The organism is Olsenella sp. An188 (genome assembly GCF_002160255.1).
GTDB lineage: Bacteria > Actinomycetota > Coriobacteriia > Coriobacteriales > Atopobiaceae > Thermophilibacter > Thermophilibacter avistercoris.
Genome location: NZ_NFKF01000004.1, coordinates 37,375 through 55,250, shown reverse-complemented (window position 1 = coordinate 55,250; position 17,876 = coordinate 37,375). Strand labels below are relative to the sequence as shown.

Sequence of the window (17,876 nt, the reverse complement as noted above, 5' to 3'; positions counted from 1 at the left end):
GTGGGGCACGTCTCAGCCCTCCGCAGAGGCGCGGGCGCGTGCGAGCTCGGCGCGCAGCTCGTCGGTCGTCCCGTCGTCGGCCCCGACGTCGGCCGCGACGTCGAGGGCCACCTCGTAGGCGGTGGCGGCCTCCCTCCAGAGGCCCTGCAGCCCGCAGAGGAGCCCGAGGTTCTCCCAGCACGCGAGAAGAACCTCCCCGTCCCCCTCCTCACGGCACCGCTCCTCGAGGTCGATGAAGGTGGCCGTGGCCTCGGCGAGCCTGTCGAGCTCCATCTGCGCCTCCCCCACGTCCCAGAGGGCCTCCGTCACCCACCACGCCTCAAAGCCTAACCCCACGCGCTCGAAGAGCCTGAGCTCCTCCGTGCGGACGCGCAGGACTTCGTCCCACGCGCCCTCGTTCTTGGCAAGACGGACGAGGCCGTCGACACAGGAGGCCAGGATCCCCATGTAGAGGTCGGGGGAGTCCGCGGCGAGCCCCTCGAGGAGGTCGCGCGCCTCGGCGAACTCGGAGGCCGCTTGGCGGGGGTCTCCCTCGGCATGAGCGCGCCCCAACTCACAGAGGGCCTCGGCAAGGGGGCCTCGAAGCGTGTCCCTGCCCGCCTGGACCGCCCCGCGGGCGACCCGCTCCGCGCGGGCGAGAGCGTCGACCGCCTCCTGCTCGGGGCAATCCTCGGCGTCCGCCAATTCGGTCAGCAGGGACACGTAGAGGTACTCGACGGCGGTCGGGAGGTAGCCCATGAGCCGCTCGGCCTCCCCGGCAGCGGCGCGGGCGGCCTCCAGCAGGCCCTCGTCCCCCCGGATGCTGCGGACCTCCAGGAGCGCGTAGTCACACAGGAGCCGGAACAGGCCGTACGTCTCGGGCCTCTCCTCTGCGAACGGCGCCACCAGGCCAGATCCCTCCTGCAGCAGGGACTCCGCCTCGTCGAAGCGGTCGCCCATGGCAAGCGTCGCCGAAACGACGCAGATGGCGTTGACGTAGTTGCCCACGAACGCCCGAGGCTCGAGCCCGTAGAGCCCCTGGTAGATGTTAAGGCTCTCGTTGGCCGCCTCGAGGGCGGAGTCCGCGAGGTCGGCGGTGACCCTGGCCTGGCTCATCTGGAGCAGCGTGTACGCGAGCAGCGAGAGGCGGTCGGGGTCGCGGCCCTTGGCGAGCGCGCGACACCTGCCCACGTTTGCCTCGTAGGCCTTGAGCGCCCGCCGGGGGCTGCCCCCGTCCGCGAGGAAGAGAACGGTACCGTAGGCCGTCATCGACCACGCGAGCCTGACCTGGTCCTCGTCATCCGCGTCCTTGCGACGGGCGGCGGCCAGGCGAAGGCTGAGCGCGTTTACCTGGGCGTGCTCGGCACCCTCGAAGCTGCCCTCGCGCACGAGGAGCTCTGCCAGGGACTCGAGCGCGGTGGCCTTCTCCCTGAGGACCGAGGTGTGATAGGTGCTCGTCTTCTCCGGCAGGATCTCGAGGGCCTCGGTGAGGGAGCGGCGTGCCGGGGCGTACTCCCCCAGGCGCGTCAGCGCGCGGCCGAGGCCGCGAAGGGCGGCCGCGAGCGCGAGGTCCCAGTCCGGCCGCTCCTCGCGAAGGAACGAGACCCTGCTCTCGCCCGCACGACGGGCGGTCTCCGCGTCACCCAGCGAGAGGCACACCTCCAGAAGCTGGCCGACGATCGACCCAAAGTCGGAGGCGACCTCGTCCGAGCACCCGTGGGTCATCGGCTCTATCTGGGAGAGGGCGCCCAGCAGGCAGGTGCGCGCCTCGGTGAGGCGCATCTCGTCGACGAGCAGGCCGGCGAGGCGCATCTGCGCGCGATACCCCAGGGCGTGCGCGCGCTCGCAGTCCGCAGCGTCGCGCAGGAGCGCCTCCGCGCGCTCGGCGTTCTTCTCGCCCGGCCGTGACTCGAGCAGCTCGGCAAGCTGCACCTGCTCGGAGACGTGGGAGCGCAGGCGCGCGAGGGCTGCCTCGCGGCTCGCCTCGAGCGCCATCAGGTCGCGCTCGGCGCGGTCGCGGTCGCGGCGGATCTCCTCCGCGTCAAGGATCGCGATGGCCTCCTCCACCATGCCGCGGTTCACGAGGCGGTAGGCCTGGCGCTGGCGCTCGGTAAGCTCGCCGGCCCCCTGGACGGTTCTTCTCGACATGTCGGCCATGAACTCGAGGAAGCGACGCTGTGCGAGGTCGATGGACTTTCCCAGCTCCTCGCGGCGCAGGGAGATGCCGAGAAGGGCGTCGCGCGCAGCCTGGTCACCCGGGTCCTCGAGGGTGCGCGCCCGCAGCCTCTGGTAGGTGGGCTCGAGCGCGTCGAGCTCGGCGCGCTCAGCGTGGAGACGCTGCCAGCCCGCGTAGGCGGGGACGGAGGAGAGGCTCATGACGGGCGTCCCCCAGAGGCAGACCTCGTCGCCCTTGATCTGAAGGCCCATGACGTCGGAGCCCGCGGGCTGCGACGTCGCGGCGCCGAGGGGAAGGCCGCCCGCCGCGGGCATCCCGGGCAGCATCGTCCCGAGGGACCAGGAGGGGGCCTGGCCGTGGTCCTTCTCGCCCTGCCAGCCCGAGCGCAGGTCCATGCTGCGGGCAACCTGCAGCAGGAGGCCGAGCTTCACGGAGTCGATCGTCTCGTAGGTGTTGTAGAAGTGGTGCAGCTGCTGGTCGAGGCGGGTCCGGAACGCCTCGAGCTCGGCGGTGAGGGCGCGCCCGTCCGGCAGGCTCCTGAACCACGTGACGATCTGCGGCGCGCCGTGCGAGCGAAACGCCTCGAGCGCCATGCCAAAGCGGCGCTCCATCTCGGGCCCGCCGGTCGTGAAGAAGAGGAACACGCACAGGGCGCTTTCGCGCACGAGGGCGTCGTAGTCGCGCAGGGGGTCGTTGCGGCCGTCCCAGCGCCACCTCACGAGGCGGAAGTACGCGCCGCGGTCGGCCGTGAGCTGGTTGAGCTCGCCGAAGAAGTCGCCCATGAGGACCCGGTCGTCCTCGAGCTCGGCCGACGTGCCCAGAAACACGGTGACTATCGTCTGCTCCTGCGCCATGGCACCCCCTTGACGGTCTATGGTGGCAGCGACACGGGGACGGAAGCCCTAGCTTGGCGGACGGAGCCACTCGCTGGCCGGGCGCGCGATGCAGCGCGCGTCGACGAAAGCCTGGGGGAGCGTGAGCACGGTCTGGCCCTCGTAGTTTCCGGACTCGAGCAGCTCCACGACGAGCGCAGCGTCGGCCACGAGGGGGTCCGTGAAGCAAAGCGGCAGCAGGAAGTTCATCCGGTCCCTCGCCGGGTAGTACGAGGGCACCGCAAACTTGTAGTCCCACTCCACCAGCTTCTTTGCGCGCTCGACTGCGGTCCTGAAGCCGTTTTCCAGGGACTCGAGGGCAAGTCGGTCGTTGGTGAGGGTCCCTCTAAGTCTGGCGAGAAGTGCCGGGCGCTGGGCCTCGTCCCGCTCCGCCTGGTCAAAGAGCTCCGCCAGGCCGGGCAGCCCGCCGAGCTCGCGGCGAAGGAACGCCAGGGGCAGCCTCTCGAGGTTGCCCACGAGGATGTGCTCGACGTTGGGAACGAGAGTCCTCTCGGGATCGTAGAGAAGCTCGCCGATCTTGGAGAAGTACCTCGCGCGAAGAGGCAGGTGCGAGATCTTTCTGATGAGCTCACGGCTCAGGTCGCTTCTCCCCACGGTACAAAAGCCCGCCCAGGAGAACTCCTTCGCTCCCCCGTCACGCCTGAGGCAGGCGTAGATGTCACTAAGCGAGCTCGAGATGAGCCCGGTGTTGAAGGCGGCAAACGTCCCGTCCTCCGAGATGCAGATGTGACTGGCCCCGGAGAAGTCCTCGGCCAGCGCCGGTCTCCCGGGACCGCCCTCCTCGCGCCTCCAGACGACGAGGCCGTCCTGCCAGGCGAGGCGGGCAAACGTCGCCCGGAGATAGTTCTCGAGGATGGTGTTGCGCCTCCCCTCCTTCGCGGGAAGCCATGACCAGCGCTCGTCAAGGGCAAGCTCCGCGAGCTGCCCGAGGACGGCCTCGGGCAGGCGCGAGAGGCCGCAGAATCGCTCGAGCGCGTCAATGGGGCGGAAGCGTGCGAACACGGGGGCGCCGAGGACGCTCATCGAGACGAAGCAGACAAACCATGGTTTGTACCAGGGCTTGTCCTCCTGTCCGTTCTTGACCGAGGGCATCACCGTGACCTCGACGTAGCCGGCGCTCCGCGCGTCCGCCGAGAGGGGGACGGGGAAGATCAGCCTCTCGCCCCTCTCGTCGTCACGACGCACCGCGCCCTTCCTGCGTGCCGCGGCCCAGGCCACCTCGAGGAGCTGGGGCACGTCCTTCTCGCCCAGACCCTTGAGGAGGGAGGCGAGACGGACCCGCATGCTCTGGGGAACGTTGACGGAGAGGGACACGGACTCGGGGGCATCCGTCAGGCTCTCGCTCTTCCCGGGCTGGCCGCCCCGGGCGAGCGCGAGGTCGCAGGCGGCAAGCGCGGCCTTGGCGAGCGGGCTGTCCCAGTCCACCCTCACCTGCTTCTTGGCCGCCCGGCCGGACTTGGGCACGTAGATGACCAACGTCTGCGGGCCGCCGTTCTGGACGACGTCCCTGAAGCTCAGGAAGCCGCCCTTCTCCACCGAGAAGTCCAGGAGCATTGCCTTGAGCCTGGAGTAGCCGTGACTGCTCCAGAGGATCCCCGCGTCCCTCAGGACCTTGCCGACCCATGCCGTCGCGAGCTCCTCGCCCGGCTTGGCCCCCGCCGCAGTGAGTGCCCGCTCGATGGCCTCGCCCAGGGACGTGGCCGGAACGGGCACGGGGACGGGAGGCTCCTTCTTCTTGATGAGCTCCTCCGTGAGGGCGTCCTTGACGAGGCCGCCCAGCTGCTCGGCGGTCTCGAAGAACTGGACGGTGTGGCGCTTCCTCAGGCGCTCCTTGAACGCCTCGAGCTTCACGGCACCCGCGCCCTTCTCAATGAAGGCGCCCTTTACCTCGGCGTTGTCGGACAGCATGAAGACCTTGATCTTGGCGCCGGACTCCAGCGCGCACTCGTACTCGTGCTCGGTGAACGACTTGCCGTCCTCGTAGGCCGAGCCGTACATGAAGCCGACGATAAGGACGAAGTACTTGCACCCGCCCACCTTCTCGCGACACACCTCGATCGGCGAGCGCGAGTGGGCCCCAAAGCTCTCCATCACCACGGGAATGAGCTCGAGGCGCTGGATGGCCCTAAACGTCGCCTCCCGCTGCTCCTGAAGGTCAACCGAGGTCGAAGACACAAACACCTTTATGTCCCGGCGCGAGTCCATCCGCATCACTCCCACTTCCTTCGCGGCGTTGCCTTTCTGTTATCTCACACATTCGAGCCACGGTTGGGAATGCCCGCGGACGAATCGGCGGACGCGCGCGCCGCAAGAAAGGGGCACCCCTTGGGCGCCCCTTTCTCCGCGGGGGGGCGCGGCTAGCTAATCTCGCCGCAGCTCGGACACTCGCCGCTGTCCGGCCAATCGCTACCGCGGTACCCGCAGTGCGGGCAGACGCGGATGTCGCGCCGCCGCCATGCCTGAACGAGCCTCTTGATCCTCATGATGCTCCCCTTTCGATGGGTTTCTCGGCCTTCCGCGGCCGCTGGGACTACCGTGTCCCACGCCCGCCCGCCCCGTTGCGCAACGCGGCGGCACAGCGGCGTAGAATGGCGCCAACCAAGGGGACGGAGGTCCGCATGACCTGCAGCTTCAGGAGGGGAACCGTCAGGGTCCCCGCAGACGAGGAGCCCAGCTGGGCGGATGTGGCCTCTCCCATCGTGCCCCAGACGCTCGTCAACTGGTTTGCTGAGTGCTCCCGCCTGCGGGAGGTGCGCGGACTCGAGCTGCTTGACACCTCGCACGCCGAGCACCTCTCCGGCCTGTTCCGAAACTGCTCGTCACTCGCGGCGCTCAGGATGCCGGGGGTCAACCCGGAGCGCGCGGGCAAGATCCGCATGGGAGCGATGTTCGAGGGCGCAGACTCCCTCGGGGACACGCCGCAGCACCTCGTGGAGCTCGTCCGCAGCGGCACGGGCGTCTCGATAGGCAATCTCTAGGCATCGGGAGGGGGCTACATGGACCAGAGGCGGCGCATCTGCGTCCTTGCCTGCGCGGCAGACGAGGACGTCGCCCTTGTCGCCAAAAGCGTGGCGCGTGCCGAGAAGTACAGCGTAGTCGAGCCTGGCTCCCCGGATGCGCCCGCCGACATCTGCATCGTCCTGATGTCCCGCGCCGCGGTCCAGGACCCCAGGTTTCTTCCTGCCGCAGGCGCCGAGGCGGCGCGCGCCGCCGTCACCATCCCCGTGCGCCTTGACGAGGTGCGCCCGGAGCAGGCCGGCAAGCCCGGCTCTCCCCTGCGGGAGCGCAACTGGGCGGACTTCTCCCAGGGCGCGGGCAGGAACAGCGATCCGTGGAGGCTCCTCATGCGCTCCAACGTCAGCCTCTACGACTCGTTCTACGACCTCGACGAGCGGGCCAGGCGCTGGGAGCTGTGCGACCATGACGCGAGCTACCTTCTGCAGGACGTCCGGGCTGCATCCCGGGCCCGAGACGTGCTCGCCGCCCTTGCGAGCGACCCCTATCAGCGCCCCACCGCGACCATGAGGGACTATGTGACCGCATCGGAACGGCACGCCAACAAGGAGCGGAAGCGACTCGTCAGCCGCAGGGTACGGACGGCGTGTGCGGCGCTTTTCATCGTCTTTGCCCTTCTCGCCGCCAACCTGGTCCTGCAGCACTACCGCTTCCACGCCCAACTGCTGCAGGAGGCCATGGACGGCCTCGACACCGCCCACAACCCAGAGTACGCCGCCTTTAGGCTGCTCCAGATTGGCGCGAACGAGAACATCAACTCGGACACCAGCTACCTCCAGACCATCGACGCCCTCTCGTCCGTCTGGAAGGTCTCCGAGCTCGGCCTTGTGGAGGAGGCGGCGGGGACGGGACGCCAGGGAAGGGCCGCCCTCACCGATGACGGGGAGCGTGCCTTCGTTGCCGGGGCTGAGGGAACCATCCAGACCTGGCTGACAAGAACCGCCGAGGCCACGGACAACCGCCGCGTCTCCGACGAGGGGCACCCTGCCTTTGACGTCACGCCGGACGGATCGTGCCTGGTCGTTGCCGACGGGGACGGCATCAGGTGCTTTGACACGCGCTCATGGGAGGCGGTCGATTCGGGCTATGATGGCGCGACCCTCGGGGACGTTACGGTCTCAGCTGACGGAAGCCGGGCACTCGGCGCCGCCGAGGGCGTCCTCGCGCTCGTCAATCTAGGGGATGGGACCTTGGAGTCGCGGCTTGAAGCGGATGACGTGCTCTCGGTCGAGCGGACGCGCAACGGCCTGAGAGCCCTCGTGCGCACTGGCTCCGAGGTGCTTCTCGTTGACGGGGAGACCCTGGAACCGCTCGGGCGGGCCACGGCGCCCGAGGGGTCGGAGTGCGTCGGCGCCCTTGGGGAGATCGGCGCCGTGATCTGACTTGACGGGCGACTCGAGCTTCTCGCCCCGGGCGGCACGGAGCTCTCCCCCATCGGCTTTTCAGCCACGAGCGCGCCCCTGGACCTGGCGGTCTCGGGCGAGAGCGCCGTCGTGGTCACGGCCGAGGCAGGGGCGCAGGTCATCGACGTGCCCACGGGAGCGACCCTGGGCACCCTTGGCGCGCACATGGCGGGCGTCGCTCAGGTGGACGCAACGGCCGAGGGGTTTGTGAGCTGCGGAAACGGCGTGACGACGAGCATCTACTCCCTCGAGGGCATAGCGCCCGCGCGGGAGATGCCAAGCGGAGCGGTGGTGAGCGAGTCGCTGAAGAGCGCCACGCCAGACGGCACCTTTGCCATCCGCTCGGACGGGGCGGAGGAGTTTGTCCTGACCTACGGCAACGAGGACCACAGCTACACCTTCCAGGGGACGCACGGGGAGCCCGACGACATCACGGCTGTTGCCGCCGCGTACCAGCCGGCGCGCTTTGTCATAGGGACGAGGTCGGGGGGCGTCACGGCCTACACGATGATCGACGGGGGGAGTGGCATCACCATGGTCCCCACGCGCGAGTGGGACACGCCGGACGGCTCCCCCGTCGAGGCCGTGGGGTGGACCGAGGACGGTGAGCGCCTCGCCGTGAGGGCGGGAGACCGCTGGTGGACCCCCTACGCCAACTCGGAAGCCGTTGGGGTGCAGGGCATTGCCGAGGCGGTGGCGGCACGCTCGCCCGCAGCCTGGTCACCGGCGGAGCTCGAGTCTTTCCCGGAGGACTTCGTCGAGGGCATGGGGATGCGCGCCGCGACCCCACTGCCCACGCCGCGCTAGGAGGAAGCCATGCCCTACGTCTTTGTCTCCTACGCACGCGTCCGCAAAGCCTCCGTGGACGGGCTCGTGCGGCAGCTGGAAGCCCGGGGTATCCCCGTGTGGCAGGACACGGAGCAGCTGAGGTCCGGAGAGATCTGGGACGCGCGCGTGAGCGATGCGATCCGCGGGGCAAGCCTCGTGGTGCTCGTTGTCTCGCGCGAGTGGTACGACTCGACGCCCTGCCAGAACGAGGTGGGTCAGGCACGCTACTACAGGCGCCCCATCCTCGAGGTCTCTGCGGATCAGGGCGAGAAGGACCTCACGGAGACGGCCAGCTCCATAGCCGCGGAGTATCGGCGCGTCTCGCCGCTCTCCGACCTCACCGCCACGGTGGAGACGCGCGCGGAAGGCTGGCTGAGGGACGGGCGCAAGCGGCGGGACCTACTCCGGGGACGAAGCCTTCGCGAGGTCACCCGCGCGCTCAGAGGCACCGGGAGCGTAGGGGTCATAACGGAGAACGCCGAGAGGTACGTGCGCGCCTCGAGAGCCCGTGCAAGGGGCGCCCGCGTCCTCACCATCCTCTCAGCTCTCGTCATCCTGTGGGCCTTTTCCGCGTATCACCAGGTCCGGTCCGTGAGCCGGGAGTCGTCGCTCGTGGGAAGCCGCAGCTACGCCAACTCTCTGCTGGTCCACTCCAGCGAGGTGGGCAACCGGGTCAACCCCTACCTCGTCGCGGACGGGACCTTGCGGGTGCTCGATGACGAGGGGTACGCGCGAGACGCAGCTCTCAACGACGGTTACTCGACGCAGCTGATGATGAGGTCAGCACTTGACGCCATCACACCCACCGAGCTCCTGAGCAGGGACGAGGCAGCCTCCCGCGGGTTCTCCTTCCCAGAGGTCGCGCGAGCAGAGGCCGTCTCCGAGGCCTCTGGGCTCACCGCAGAGCTGGGCGCAAACGGAGCGCTCGTGACCCTCTCGGGGACAGACGGCAGGCGCCTGGCAACCACGCGCCTTGAGATACCGAGCTTCGACATGTCCTTCTCGCCCGACGGAAGCTATCTGGCGGTCCTCGGCGAGGGAGGAATCGTCATCCTGGACGGCGCTCGTGGCTCCCAGCTGCTCTTTCTCAACGGCACCCGAAACCCGGAGGGCAGCACGCTGGCGTGGGGGCCGGACAGCGCCAGCGTGGCGGTGCGCACGCCCTCCGACGAGGTGTTCCTGTGGCAGGTCCGGCGGGACACGACGATTCTCGCCACAACCGACCGGTCCTTTGTCGACGGGGTGAGCCTGGGGGCGGGCGAGCGGGCCGCGTTTCTTGCCCGGGACGGTTCGATCACCTTTGTTGACGCGAGCTCGGGAACCATCGAGGGCGCTGACGAGACGCTCGATGCCACGGAGGCCCTCAGCCTGGCCCCAGGGTCGGGCGAGAAGGACTTCTTCGTGGTGGCCCGCCGCCCCAGCGACCCGCAGACGCCGCGCCTCCTTCACGTGGACTGCGCCACGAGAAACGTCACGGAGCTGCCCCTTCCCGACGGACTTGCTCCCACGTGCGTCTCGGCCGTGGAGGGCGGGGGCTCCCTTGCCGTGGGGTGCGAGGGAGCGTTGCTCGTGCTCGATTCCTCAGGAGGGGTGCTGAGCAGGGTCGACGGCCTTGCGGTGGAGGCCACCGCCCTGGACGCCGAGGGGCACGTGTTCGTTGGGACCCGTGACGGAAACCTCGCCGTGCTGGAGCCCGGTGCCGCCGAGGTCTCTTACCCGGAGTCCGCCGTCACGCGGGGCGGGACCACGCCCCTCGCGATCGCCGCGGGCGCAGACAGGGTCGTGGCCGTGGGCAACGGCACCGTGCGCGAAGACGGCTCCCGCACCCTTGTCCAGGAGTGGGGCAGATGGGTCGAGCGGGAGGGCATCACCGAAAGCATGACCTCCTCGGCCTCGGCCCGCTCGCGGACCATCGCGGCCTCTCCGGACGGGACGCTCTTTGCCTGCGGGATGGCGGACGGGACGCTCGTCACATTCTTCGCCGAGGAGAACTACGGAACGAGCGCCCGCCACGAGCTGGGAAGCGAGCTCCGCGGGCTCGCCGTCTCCCCCAAGGGCGACCTCGTCATCGGCGCCACCGATGACGGGCGCATAGTCCGCATTGCCGTAGACCGCAGCTCAAACGACCAACAGGCGCTTCGTGACCGGCTTGAGGAGCGCGTGCGGCAGGGAATCGAGCTGGGGCTCTACCACAACGAGGCCGCCACCGTCTCCGAGGCAAACCCCTAGCGCCCGCGACGGGCGCCCTACACGTTGAAGCGGAAGTGCATGACGTCGCCGTCCTGAACCACGTAGTCCTTGCCCTCGATGCGGAGCTTGCCGGCGTTCTTGCAGCCGGCCTCACCGCCGAGCGCCACGTAGTCCTCGTAGCTGGCCACCTCGGCCTTGATGAAGCCGCGCTCAAAGTCCGAGTGGATCACGCCGGCGGCCTCGGGCGCCTTGGCGCCGATGCGCACCGTCCAGGCCTTGACCTCCATCTCGCCGGCGGTGAAGTAGCTCTGCAGGCCAAGCAGCCGGTAGGCCGCCTGCGCGAGCGTCTCCAGGCCGCTCTTCTCGAGGCCCAGGTCCGCGAGGTACTCGGCCGCCTCGTCGGGCTCGAGCTCGGAGAGCTCGGCCTCCACCTTGGCGCAGATGGGAATCGGCGTCACGCCGTCGATGGGCGCAAGCTCCTGCCCCAGCATGTCCTCGTCGACGTTGGCCACGTAGAGGATCGGCTTCATCGTGAGGAGGAAGAGCCCCTTGGCGGCGGCGCGCTCGTCGTCGGTCATCTCCATCGTGGCCGCGCGACGCCCGTCGTTGAGCCACGCGAGCAGCCTTTTCGCCACGTCGGCCTTGAGCGCGAGGTCCTTCTCGCGCTTGGCCTCCTTCTCCAGCTTGGGGAGCTGCTTCTCGAGCGTCTGGATGTCGGCCAGGACGAGCTCGGTCATGATCGTGTCCGCGTCGGCCGCGGGGTCGACGAACTCGCCGACGCGCCCGACCTCGCGCATGACGTTGGGGTCCTTGAAGTAGCGCACGACCTCGCAGATGGCGTCGGTCTCGCGGATGTTGGCCAGGAACTGGTTGCCGAGTCCCTCGCCCTCGTTGGCGCCCTTGACCAGGCCCGCGATGTCGACGAACTCCACCGTGGCCGGCACGATCCGCCCGGGGTGCACGATCTCGGCGAGCTTGCCCAGGCGCTCGTCCGGCACGTCCACGATGCCCACGTTGGGGTCGATCGTGGCGAACGGGTAGTTGGCGGCCAGGCCACCCTTCTTGGTGAGGGCGGTGAACAGGGTCGACTTGCCCACGTTGGGCAGGCCCACGATGCCGATCGAAAGGGACACGTCCTTCTCCTTACGTCCTTAGTCCTTCTGGCCGGAGGCGGCGTCCGCGGCGCGTGCGCCCTCCGAGCCGTCGTCGAGCTTCTCCAGGGCGTCGGCGGCGCGCTCCAGCTGCCTCTTGCCCTGCTCGATGTACTTGCCCGCGCGCTCCTTGGCCTCGGCCTTCCTGCGCGCGACCTCCTCGGCCACCTTGTCCGGGATCACGAGCTCGCTCACGTCCATGGGCTCCATGGTGAGCGCCCCCTCCTCGCACACGAGCGCGCACGCACCGCAGCTCACGCAGTAGGCGCTCTGGACCGTCACGCGTCCCGAGCGGTCAACGTCGAGCGCGTGGGTCGTGCACGCCTTGGCGCAGTCCCCGCACATCGTGCACAGAGACGAGTCGCACACCGGGACCTCGAGGCGCACGCGCTCGGCGAGGTCCTCGTTGTGCTGCAGCGCGCCCATCATGAGCTTGCGGCTCTGCGTGAGGGTGCGCATCCGGCTGTTGGAGGTCTTGGCCCCCACCGCGCTCTCGAGCTCCTTCTGGAGGCGGTTGAGGCGCTGCGTGTGGTCGGAGAGCTTCTTGGCGACCGCCTTGGCCCCCGCCAGCGCGGGCGTGCTGCGCGAGACGAGGCGCTCGGCGGAGTGGATCGCCCCGCTCACGAACTGGCTGCGCTTGTAGGCGCGCGTGAGCTCGTGGGTCATCGCGGAGCGCTCGACCTCGAGCCCGAGCGCCGCGTCCGCCCACTGCTCGGCGTCGGAGATGGCGTCGGTGTAGACGGCCTCCCCGGTGGTGGTACGACAGCGGTCGCAGATGCCCACGGGCAGGTAGACGCTGATGTTGTCGTAGTCGGCCAGCAGCGAGAACCACATCTCGCGCGAGATGGCTCCCACGCACGCGAGGACCACCTCGTTGCCCTGGGGAATCCGCTTGAGCGCGCGGGTGCAGGTCACGTAGCACTGCTCGTAGGACGAGGCCGCGCGCGCGATCTGGTCGTAGACCTGGCGCGGCGTGTGGCGGCGCGTGGAGAAGGTCTCCGTGGGGCAGACCGCGGCGCACAGCCCGCACTTGCGGCAGTCCTCGCTGATGTTCACCGACTGCTTGTGGATCGTGATCGCGTGGGTCGGGCAGACCTCGATGCAGCGGGAGCAGACCCCGTCGTGACCGGAGCCCACACGCAGGCACCGGTTGGAGTTGGCAAAGGGTTTCTCCTTGTAGTCGGCCGGGTTGAAGACCTTGCGCTCGCCGTCCTCGCCCACGAGCGAGCCCACCATCGAGTTGGGGAGCTCCTTGAGCGAGCGCCAGTCGCTCTGAAGGTCGATGAGTTCATCGAGAAAGTCGCGCTTCTCGGCCACGGGTTGCCCATCCTCTCGTAACGTGCGGACAACGCTTCATTGTACGCCTTACGCCCGTCCCACCGCCCGGCGAGAAGAACCTCGGATCCCCGGCCGCTCCCCGCCGTACGGTTTCATACGCACTTCAATGCGTATCGTTTTTTCGAGGTTCTTCTCGCCAAGTCCTTGAGCTGGGAATTTGTTGCTGGCCTCCGCAGCGTCCGGGGTTTGATACGCATTCCAGTGCGTATCAAACCCACGCCTCACAAATGCAGCCGCACGCTGCCCCGGCAGACGGGGACGCCGAAGAGCGCCCGTTCGAGTCCGAGCCCGCAGCGCGTGGCCCGCAGGAGCCTCGCGTGAAGTTGGGCCACCTCCTCGGGCGGGGCCGACCCGCCCGGCTGCCGCTCCACGTCGCCCTCGAAGAGGGCCACCGTCTTCATGAGCTCGCGGTGATCTGCCATCTGGTCGAGGTCGATCACGTTGATGGTCCAGCCCATGTGCTCCAGCGCCTCCCTGCGTCGCAGGTCACGAGCGGGGTCCAGGTGAAACTCCCGGCTGTCGTACTCGAGCCCGCGCCTGCGCGCCGGCCACGCGACGTCGACCGAGCAGCGCCTCGTGCCCGTTATCGCCGCCGCAACCTCGTCAAGCGCCACGTCAAAGTTGAGCTCCGGGCGCACGAATCCGAGGCCCTGCAGCTCGCGGGGCAGGTACATCTCGGCCGAGACCACGGTCTCCATGGGCGAGCGGGCCCCGTCGCACACCCACTCGAGCGCCGCGCGCGCCACGCCCGCGCCGCGAAGGCCACCCCGCCCCTCCAGGGCGTCGATCGCCGCGGAGATCCGCGCCACCGACGTGAGCGGCTCGCGCTCGTAGTAGCCGGAGACCAGCTCCGAGAAGTGCGCGTACTCGCCGCACAGCTCGTAGCCAAGCACGACCGCCCCCACGCGCGAGGTCACGCCCGCCATCTGGATGAAGCAGAGCTCGGGCCCCGCGACGTACACCCCCGGAGCCGCCCTCAGAAGGAGCCCCTCGGGAACCACGTCGAGCCTCGTCCGGTGGGACCGCACGTCCGCGGAGCGGATCTCCCGCTCGTCCGCGGGCAGGAGCACGTGCGTGGGAGACCTCCTGACCCCAAGCTCGCGCAGGTTGGCGGCGTGCACGTCGCGGGCCCGCGCCCTGACCCCCTCGAGGGCGACGGGATGGTCAACCCGCGGCAGCGCCCCCAGCTGGGGCGGAACGGAGCGGAGCATCTCAAGAGCTGTGTTGTGGGAGACCAGGATGGCCATGCGAGCCCCCTTCGCCGTCATGGGGGTCGCGTTTGTCTATAGCCTACCACATTCCTACCCCGGGGTAGCTATCTACACACAGTGGCCATTCGACTGCGTATGAAATCGGCGCGGACCGCACGGGGGCCTCGCGCCAACAGGGCTTTTCTCGCCATTCAAGTGTTTATTAGCCAACCGACTGCGTGGCAAACCGCGGCCCTGCCCCACCGCCCGGCGAGAAGAACCTCCCGCCGTGGCTCCCGCCGCAGCCCCTACTCCAGCGGGGGCATCGGCTCCCACGCGGGGTCGTGCTGGATCCGGCGCTGCTCGCGCCAGCCGGCCAGAAGCCGCCGCGTCCCCGAGACGAGGCTGCCTCGGTCGACCAGCACGATCCTCGCGAGCTCCTTGGCGAAGGTCAGGGCCGTCCCCACGGCAAACCCGAGCGCGTGGTAGTCCCCGTAGAGCTGGAAGTAGCGGGCCAGGTAGCCCCGGTTGCGCGTGATGTAGAAGCGCGTCATGTCCGAGGTCGAGTTGAGCTGGCGGACCGTCCCGATCCCCTGGTTGGGGACCTCGCGGCGGCGGCTCAGGACGTAGTCGGGGACGTAGTAGACGTCGGTGACCTTGCTCGCCAGGTAGCCGTAGAGCGCGTCGTCGAGGTAGATGAAGAAGCGCGCGTCGGGCAGGCCGATCCTCGCCACCACGCGGCGCGAGAAGAAGCTGCCCTCGAAGCACAGCACGTTGCAGAGCTTGAAGCGCTCCCCGGGCCGCCAGCCGTCGCGCGAGAAGGGGTTGTAGATTCCCAGCGCGGTGCAGAAGCGGTGCTGCCAGTAGAAGTGGCCGTCGTCGAAGTCGCGTCGCTGGCCCATGACGGCGTCGGTCTCCTCGCTCCAGCGCCCGAGGGTCTCCAGCGCGCCCGGGAGGACGCTGACGTCGTCGTCCATGACCCAGAACCACTCCGCGCCCAGCTCGTAGGCACGCCTCACGCCCTCGGAGAACCCGCCCGACCCGCCGGTGTTCTCGGGCATCGGGTCGTACACGGCGCGCGACGCGCCGCCCTCGGAGTCCTCGTCCCCGGTCGTGGGGCCCCACTGCGCGTCCGCCCGCGCGCCGAACTCGGCGACGATCCGGGCGGTCTCGGGGGAGTTCTCGTTGTCGACCACCACCACGCGCCACGGTGCCACCGTCAGGGTGAGGATCGAGTCGAGAAGACCCTCCAGCAGCTGCTGGCGCATGAAGGTCACGATGACGATGGCGGGCCGCCGCATTCCTCCCCTTTCGCGTGCCGTCCGGGACTGACCTATTATAGGGTACGCCCGTAGCGTGCGCCCCACGCGTCCGTCACCAGGGAGGCCACATGAGCACCACAGGCGCGAGCGAGAGCCCCGTCACGAGCCTCGTGTCAGTCATCATACCCATCTACAACGCGCAGGCCACGCTCGACGAGTGCCTCGTGAGCATCGAGGCGCAGACCCACCGGGAGCTCGAGATCGTGTGCGTCAACGACGGGTCGACCGACGGCTCGGCCGAGGTCATGCGCGCCCACGCCGCCGCCGACTCGCGCTACGTCATCGTGGACAAGCCCAACGAGGGCTACGGGGCGTCCTGCAACCGAGGCCTGGACGTGGCGCGCGGCACCTGGGTCGCCATCGTCGAGCCGGACGACACGCTCGAGCCAGACGGCATCGAGGCGCTTCTCGCCTGTGCGCAGCGCTGTGGCGGGGAGCGGGGCGTGGACGTGGCGAAGGGGGCCTACTGGCGCGTCTTCCCCGGCGCGTCCGCGGGCTCGGGGCCCGTCCGCGTGAGCTGCCCGTACCGCGGGCGCGTCCGCCCGCGCCGCCAACCGTTTGCCGTGGGCGACGGCGTTGAGCTGCTGCTGCACCACCCCGCGATCTGGTCGGCCCTCTACCGGCGCGCCTACCTCGAGGAGCAGGGCATCCGCTTTGTGGAGGTGCCCGGGGCGGGCTGGGCGGACAACCCCTTCCTCGTGGAGACGCTCTGCCGCACGGAGCGCATCGCCTACACCGACGAGTGCGTCTACGACTACCGGGAGCGCGACCTCATGGAGGCCGAGTCCTTCGCGGGCCGCTCCCCCCTCACCCCGCTCGAGCGCTGGAACGACATGATGGACGCGGCGGAGCGCGCGGGCGAGAAGGACCCGCGGGTGCTCGAGGCCCTCGCGGTGCGCGGCGTCAACTACGCCCTCATCACCGCCGAGGGGGCGGGCCTGGGAGACGAGGCCGTGCGCGGGCTCGTAAAAGACTCGATGGAGCGGCTCGACCCAGCCGTGGTGCTCTCGAGCGGGGCGATAAGCCCGCGGGGCAAGCGCCTGTACTGCGAGGTCGTGGGGCTTCCCGCCCCGAGGGGGCGCGACTGGCGCCACCTCGCGCACCTCGTGCGGGAGGCGCTCTACCGCATCCGCGAGAACGGCCTGGGGTTTGCCCTCAGGACGGCGCGCAGCCGCCGCGGGAGCCGCGTCTAGCGGCCGCGGCGGGGACGCCGACGACCGGGGTCCGGGGCCCCGCCCTAGACGAAGGCGTCCGGCGCCACGTCGAGCGAGCGGGCTCCGCGCAGCAGCGAGAGCAGGCGCGCCTGGACGCAGACCAGGGTGACGTTGCCGGCGCGGATGGGGGCGATCATCGAGCGGGCCTGGCTGCTGCGCGGGCGGGCCACGCTCGCGGCGAAGCGCGCGTGCTCGGTGCCGAGCATGCGCTCGACCTGGCGGCGCTGCTCGCCCGAGCTCACCGGGCTGCCCACGCGGCAGATGTCCTCGACGCAGTCGACGAGCTGCTCGATGTAGCGGTTCTGCAGGGTCTCCATGCTCGCGGCGTCCCCCTCGAGCCCCCAGTGGCGGTAGAGCCCCAGCAGGGCCTCGTGCTCCTCCTCCAGGTGGCGGTACCCTCCCTCGGGGCGGCCCGCGACGGAGCGGCTCACGTGGTAGAGAGCCTTCGAGGAGACGCCCACGCGCTCCACGTCGCGCAGGTAGGAGATGACGAAGCCGTGGTCGCTCTCGCGCTCCGCCGAGAAGCGCGCGCCCCACTCCTCGGCGCGGTCCCGCCGGAAGAGCTTGGCGCTCGCCGGGAGCAGCTGCCCCGTCGCGAACATGCGCCACGCGGCAGCCCTGAACTCGTGCTGCGTCAGGAACACCTCGTCCTCCGAGGCCACGTCGAGCTCGGCCGTGCGCCCGCCCGCCGTCTCCAGGGCGAGGGTGAAGCCGCCCACGACGAGCTCGAGCGCGCGGTCGTCCGCGAGGTCGACGAGCTCCTCGAGCATCTTCGGCGCGGCCCAGCCGTCGGCGTCGACCACCGCCACGTACGTGCCGCTGGAGCGCTCGAGCGCGAGGTCGAGGGCCTCCTGGCGCGCGCACCCTCCCGCGCTGACGAGCTCGACGCGCAGGTCGCGCTCGGCGATCGACTCGAGCTGGCGCGTCACCTGGCCCGAGCCGACGGCGTCCACCACGACGAGCTGGATGTTCGAGAGCGTCTGGTTCTGCACGCTCTCGACCGCACGCCTCACCGAGCGCTCGGCGCCCATGACGACCATGAGCACCGAGACCACAGGCGATGTGGGCGTGTAGTGCGGCATCCCCGATCCCTCCCGTCTCGAGAGCCGCGCGTCAGAGCGTTCCCTCAAGGGTATCAGCGTGTCGGGCCGCCTGGCGGCTCACTGAACCCCCTTGG

At 69.6% G+C, this 17,876-nt stretch carries 13 protein-coding genes; 5 read left to right on the top strand and 8 right to left on the bottom strand.

Translation table 11 applies throughout. The features are described 5' to 3' along the window. Positions 1 to 12: 12 nt before the first annotated feature. The 3 genes from B5F23_RS05705 to B5F23_RS09955 all read right to left on the bottom strand — a co-directional run bounded on the left by B5F23_RS05705 (position 13) and on the right by B5F23_RS09955 (position 5,531). Positions 13 to 3,009, bottom strand: a complete 2,997-nt coding sequence (locus B5F23_RS05705; protein ID WP_087352676.1) for a hypothetical protein — start codon at positions 3,007 to 3,009, stop codon at positions 13 to 15. Positions 3,010 to 3,057: 48 nt separating this feature from the next. After that, positions 3,058 to 5,259, bottom strand: a complete 2,202-nt coding sequence (locus B5F23_RS05700; protein ID WP_087352674.1) for a DUF3825 domain-containing protein — start codon at positions 5,257 to 5,259, stop codon at positions 3,058 to 3,060. Positions 5,260 to 5,405: 146 nt separating this feature from the next. After that, the gene (locus tag B5F23_RS09955; RefSeq protein ID WP_241145807.1) at positions 5,406 to 5,531 is read right to left on the bottom strand and encodes a DNA repair protein RadA; all 126 of its coding nucleotides are present in this window, start codon (positions 5,529 to 5,531) and stop codon (positions 5,406 to 5,408) included. Between the two features lie 135 nt (positions 5,532 to 5,666). Between B5F23_RS09955 and B5F23_RS05695 the strand changes: the two genes are divergently transcribed. The 4 genes from B5F23_RS05695 to B5F23_RS05680 all read left to right on the top strand — a co-directional run bounded on the left by B5F23_RS05695 (position 5,667) and on the right by B5F23_RS05680 (position 10,523). Further along, entirely contained in the window at positions 5,667 to 6,026 is a 360-nt protein-coding gene (locus B5F23_RS05695) for a hypothetical protein (protein ID WP_087352672.1), read from the top strand. An 18-nt stretch (positions 6,027 to 6,044) separates the two neighbouring features. Continuing rightward, positions 6,045 to 7,445 (top strand): WD40 repeat domain-containing protein, encoded by a 1,401-nt coding sequence (locus B5F23_RS05690; protein WP_087352670.1) that lies wholly within the window; start codon positions 6,045 to 6,047, stop codon positions 7,443 to 7,445. Between the two features lie 111 nt (positions 7,446 to 7,556). Further along, positions 7,557 to 8,273, top strand: a complete 717-nt coding sequence (locus B5F23_RS05685; RefSeq protein ID WP_087352668.1) for a hypothetical protein — start codon at positions 7,557 to 7,559, stop codon at positions 8,271 to 8,273. 9 nt (positions 8,274 to 8,282) lie between these two features. Further along, positions 8,283 to 10,523, top strand: coding sequence for a toll/interleukin-1 receptor domain-containing protein (locus tag B5F23_RS05680; RefSeq protein ID WP_087352666.1), 2,241 nt, complete (start codon positions 8,283 to 8,285; stop codon positions 10,521 to 10,523). Positions 10,524 to 10,540: 17 nt separating this feature from the next. Here the strand turns inward: B5F23_RS05680 and ychF are convergent, their stop codons facing one another. The 4 genes from ychF to B5F23_RS05660 form a co-directional block, all read right to left on the bottom strand. After that, positions 10,541 to 11,617, bottom strand: coding sequence for a redox-regulated ATPase YchF (gene ychF, locus B5F23_RS05675; protein WP_087352664.1), 1,077 nt, complete (start codon positions 11,615 to 11,617; stop codon positions 10,541 to 10,543). Positions 11,618 to 11,635: 18 nt separating this feature from the next. After that, positions 11,636 to 12,952 (bottom strand): 4Fe-4S dicluster domain-containing protein, encoded by a 1,317-nt coding sequence (locus B5F23_RS05670; protein ID WP_087352662.1) that lies wholly within the window; start codon positions 12,950 to 12,952, stop codon positions 11,636 to 11,638. 242 nt (positions 12,953 to 13,194) lie between these two features. After that, positions 13,195 to 14,220, bottom strand: a complete 1,026-nt coding sequence (locus B5F23_RS05665; protein ID WP_087352660.1) for a hypothetical protein — start codon at positions 14,218 to 14,220, stop codon at positions 13,195 to 13,197. 251 nt (positions 14,221 to 14,471) lie between these two features. Continuing rightward, positions 14,472 to 15,464 carry a glycosyltransferase gene (locus B5F23_RS05660; protein ID WP_087352658.1) on the bottom strand — a complete coding sequence of 331 codons (993 nt, stop codon included), beginning with the start codon at positions 15,462 to 15,464 and terminating at the stop codon, positions 14,472 to 14,474. Positions 15,465 to 15,553: 89 nt separating this feature from the next. Here B5F23_RS05660 and B5F23_RS05655 point away from each other — a divergent pair, with 89 nt between their 5' ends. Further along, the gene (locus B5F23_RS05655) at positions 15,554 to 16,678 is read left to right on the top strand and encodes a glycosyltransferase (protein ID WP_087352656.1); all 1,125 of its coding nucleotides are present in this window, start codon (positions 15,554 to 15,556) and stop codon (positions 16,676 to 16,678) included. Between the two features lie 44 nt (positions 16,679 to 16,722). On the opposite strand, the gene B5F23_RS05650 is transcribed toward B5F23_RS05655, so the two are convergent. Then, entirely contained in the window at positions 16,723 to 17,781 is a 1,059-nt protein-coding gene (locus B5F23_RS05650; RefSeq protein ID WP_087352654.1) for a glycosyltransferase family 2 protein, read from the bottom strand. Positions 17,782 to 17,876: the final 95 nt, after the last annotated feature.